The 4,057-nt window shown below is 44.6% G+C and carries 4 protein-coding genes; 2 read left to right on the forward strand and 2 right to left on the reverse strand.

Features of this window, described 5'->3' with window-relative positions; all coding sequences use genetic code 11:
* Window positions 1–192 (forward strand): hypothetical protein (locus Q0668_RS01950; protein WP_298859400.1); only part of this gene is annotated, 192 nt, incomplete at its 5' end.
* A gap of 333 nt (window positions 193–525) precedes the next feature.
* Here the strand turns inward: Q0668_RS01950 and Q0668_RS01955 are convergent.
* The gene (locus tag Q0668_RS01955; RefSeq protein WP_298859401.1) at window positions 526–2,175 is read right to left on the reverse strand and encodes a TaqI-like C-terminal specificity domain-containing protein; all 1,650 of its coding nucleotides are present in this window, start codon (window positions 2,173–2,175) and stop codon (window positions 526–528) included.
* A gap of 122 nt (window positions 2,176–2,297) precedes the next feature.
* On the opposite strand from Q0668_RS01955, the gene Q0668_RS01960 reads away from it, so the two are divergent.
* Window positions 2,298–3,416 (forward strand): hypothetical protein, encoded by a 1,119-nt coding sequence (locus Q0668_RS01960; protein ID WP_298859402.1) that lies wholly within the window; start codon window positions 2,298–2,300, stop codon window positions 3,414–3,416.
* 219 nt (window positions 3,417–3,635) lie between these two features.
* On the opposite strand, the gene Q0668_RS01965 is transcribed toward Q0668_RS01960, so the two are convergent.
* A complete protein-coding gene (locus Q0668_RS01965) occupies window positions 3,636–3,953 on the reverse strand; it encodes a hypothetical protein (RefSeq protein WP_298859403.1) in 318 nt (105 codons plus the stop codon).
* Window positions 3,954–4,057 lie beyond the last annotated feature (104 nt).

The raw sequence follows: 4,057 nt of genomic DNA on the forward strand, positions 1-4,057 counted from the left end.
GCCGACGATATAATCAACAATCTCTCGGATGGTTTTTATTGCCTGCAACTAGAGGGCGATGAACGGTTTTGTGTCATGCATTATGATATGTACGGCGAAAAGGAACAGACCAGCGCATCATTACAAGAATTTCTGAAGCTTGAATTCGCTGAGCTACCCTCGCGATATCACAATTTGTGTGGCAGAGATTGAAAGCATTGATATCAAAATCCCATGGAATCGCTGTGCGGAATTTTGACTCAGAGTACTTATTTAGGACGGTACTCACATTTTTTAGAGAATTTTTGAACCACCCCTCAGATTTCACGTTTAGATAAGTCAGCTCCCTTACAAATCATCAACTGGCCTTAACCAGCAGAGAATTTCAATGACGTTCTATGATGTCTTCATTCTCTTTTTATTATTTTACCTGCTTTTCAATGTGCGTGAAAATAACTTGAGAATTCGAAAGCTGAAAAAAGACGTGCAATTGTTGCATCAGAAGATTTCACCAGCGAAAGCAAGCCAGCCAGACAGGCCCCCCTCTTAAACTTTCAACTTGTAAGATCCATCGGCCGTTTGTTCCAGTCCCAGATAATTTAAAAATGCTTCCTCGTCGAACTCGGTGTGCTTCTCGAAATACTGGGTGTGGATCGGTAGTGCTTCAATATCCGAACGCAGCACTTTGTGTGTTTCGAAAAGGCTCCGAAAGAGCCAGTTCATTACGTTACTGTTTAAGATTTGGGAAAGCTGTTTCGCGCTGATCTGGAAATCATCGTGCAACACGAGCATGTTGACGCTGTTTAAAAAAAACGTTTGCTCTGTGTCGTGATAAAATACCAGATCTGACGATATGAATCGGTAAATCAGTTTTTCATTCGCCTGAAACAGCTCCACTGGAGCCACCTGCTGATACAGTGAGAGGTCGTCGGGGATAAACGCAGAGGGTTCGTTCAGTTTCTCTTCATGAATGTCAGAACCTTTATAGACGGGCATGTAACCAGCCTGGGAACTCGCTCTGCAAAACTTCTTGTTGTTTCCGGTGACGATGCCGAGACCATATGTCGCGCGATCCACCAGCGTCAGATGTTCCCGCTCATAGAGATGTTCGATGACGGCTGCCGCCTCTTGAGAACAGGTAAAATTGAAGATCGATTTGGGGTTCTGCCGAAACGAATCCTGTGTTCGCAAACGACGTTGATCCAGGCCTTCACACACAATATTTGTGTTTTCGCCGGGCTCTTGATTCTGAAGCACGATGCCTTTGGCTTTCGTCAGCAGGCCTTGAAATGATTTTCCAAAATCCATGAAGGCTTTGATATCCCGTGTTAGCGCGGCCTGACGTGCGTCTTCGAAGGAGGCAACGTTGAAGAAGGCGTCTGGCAGCAGGAACCCTAGAGATCCACTTTGATTTAATCGAGGCAGACAGGCGAAAAAGAAAAGCGCGCTGGTATCGCTGCATTTTCCCGCACCAAAGTGTGACGCGTATTTCTGTTTTTCCGCTTTACTGATTTTTTTGCCCCAGGGAGGGTTGGTGAAGATGACATCAAAACTAGACTGCTCTGGTTGCAGGCTCTGTTCCAGAAAATCAGCGAAGTGAATGTTCGGGGAGTCGTAACCTGTTTTTTCGAAGATTCTTTTTCGGGCCATGGCGACGGCTATCGGGTCTGTATCGAAACCATAAATATGTGCGGGATCGATTCCCTGTTCGATGGCCGCTAAGAGGAAATTACCTGAACCGCAACAGGGGTCACAAAAAGTGAGATCGGAGCGATCCCCAGCGTGGGCCCGTGGTAAGTACTGAAAGAAACGCTCTGCAATTGCTGGATGTGTGTAGTAGATGCCTTCTTTATTTCGGTATGCGTTTGATAAAGCGGCTTCGTACAAACCGCCGAGCTCTGCGGCGTTGTGTTCGCTGTCTTGTACCAGTTCGTGAAATCGCGTCTGCAGTTCCCGATGATCGTGCGTGTCTTTTAAGGATTTGTTCGCGCGAGCCGTCAGTTTTTCCTGCCCGGCCACCTCGTTTTTAAAGCTCTCAAACGATTCTTTCGAAATGAAGCCCGTGTCTGTTTGCGTGAGATATCCGGTTTTAATCCAGTTTCGAATCGAAGCCGTGGAGACTCCGAGCAATTGGGCAGCATCTTTGATCGGCAGATGTGGTTCGTTGAGATCTTTTAATCGCAATTGTGGTCTCATCAAATAAAATACTATTTTTAATTAGAGTTTATCATTTAAGGAATGTAGCAAGATAGTACTATAAATCGATAATGAATGACTTCAAAAAAACCAGTTTAACCTACAATTGACGAATTAATACGATGCCCGAATTTTATTACACCGCAACAGATCAAGCAGGTAAGCGTACTACCAGCAAGCTGGAAGCAGCCTCTTCGCAGGCGGCGATTCTGGAGTTAGAGTCAACTGATTATAGCAATATCATTTTACACACCGATGATTTTTCCGCAGCGCTCTCAGAGATGATGCCCCAAAAAGTGCCTGTCGAAAACCAATTACCAGCATCGGAGTATGTTGAGATTCGCTCGTTAACCGATGTGGGATTTTTTAAATTCTTGCTCAAAAAATTGTATTGGACGGCACGCTGGTATTATTTCTTTGCTGCGATACTGCTCTTTTATTTCCTCAGGGAATCAGACAGGTATGTTGTCGCATTTTGTTTTACCAGTCTGCTGCTGTTATTAATACCCGTTGGAATTGCAGTGAAAGCAACGTGGTTTTCAAAAACGCGAAAATACTTTCAATTGCTGGAAGATTTTACCTGGGGCAGATGGAATGAAGTGTTGGCATTAATTCCCAAACTCCGCTCATACATTCCCGCAATTGAACTGAGTGGTCGCAAGGCGTCTGCTCTCGCCGCGCTGGGCAGGCTCGATGAAGGCCTGGAAATTATGGAGCCGTATGCCAATGCTTCGGAAATTCCTCCGTGGATGTATTTCACCCGATTAGCTGAAATTTATGAACTTGCCCATGAACAGGAGCAAGCTCTGGATTGCCGTTCGAAAGCACACGAGGACGCGCCCGAAAACAGTACGGTTTTACTGGGATATGCAAATACGCTTCTCAAACAAAACAAAGACCCGCAACTGGCTCAGAGATTGATTCAGGAAGCAGAAGAACAGCCGATAAGTGATATGCTGGAAATGATTCTTCCATTCATTAAAGGGCTTCTCGAATTGAATCGAGGCGAACCACGACTGGCCTTTCACTTATTTATCGAAGGACAAAACCGACTTCAGCCCTTACTCAAGTCTCAATCAGTAGCCCGTTTATATTCGGATGTCGGTCGCGCTTACGCGGCGATTGCATTGACCGAGTTGGGAGAGAAAGAACAAGCGGCAATTCAATTTGAACAGGCGCTACCACGATTACAGGCCTTGGATTCAAAATTGACGATCGAGCGTTATGAAAGTGTATCGTAGCCGATTTTCAAAAGCCTAAAATAACCAAAACAATTGCACTTGCTTAAATCAATAAATGTAATACAAGTCAATTAGACTGTAAGACAGTTGAACGGCAAGAATTGATGATTGAATCTAAAACGGGGCACGTTACGGAGTAAAGTTTTCAGATGAAATAGATCAACTACCGCATACCCGAAACAGGTGATAACCGAAGCCGCTAAAATCTGAGATGCTACTTCAAATTCGACCTGGATTTAAGGCAACCCAAATCGATAATCCTGCATAAGCTAAGAACAGAGTGAGTAGAACATAAAATAGAGCTGTCATCTTTTTGTTGAATTTTCGTAGCAAAAAACTCGCTACCACCGTATTCAACAGAGTCAGGTTGAAGAGAAAGCAGGAACCCAACGCGAAATACCAGAGTTGACTGCTACCGTGCCCTGCTCCCAAAGCACCAATCCCGACAAAGAGCAAAACGGGATTTAGTAGAAAATGAAATATTGCTAATTTCATCGCAAATGATAAACGTTTTTGCTGTCGTTCAAGCTGGTTCATGATTCGTTCCTCGTATGACTTGAATAAGCGTTATTCCGTCAAAACAGACTTAACCCGATATTTCCCATTTGGGTTGAGCCAGGAATCGATCCAGGCTCGAATCA

Source organism: uncultured Gimesia sp. (assembly GCF_937910335.1).
In the GTDB taxonomy this organism is placed as follows: Bacteria; Planctomycetota; Planctomycetia; order Planctomycetales; family Planctomycetaceae; genus Gimesia.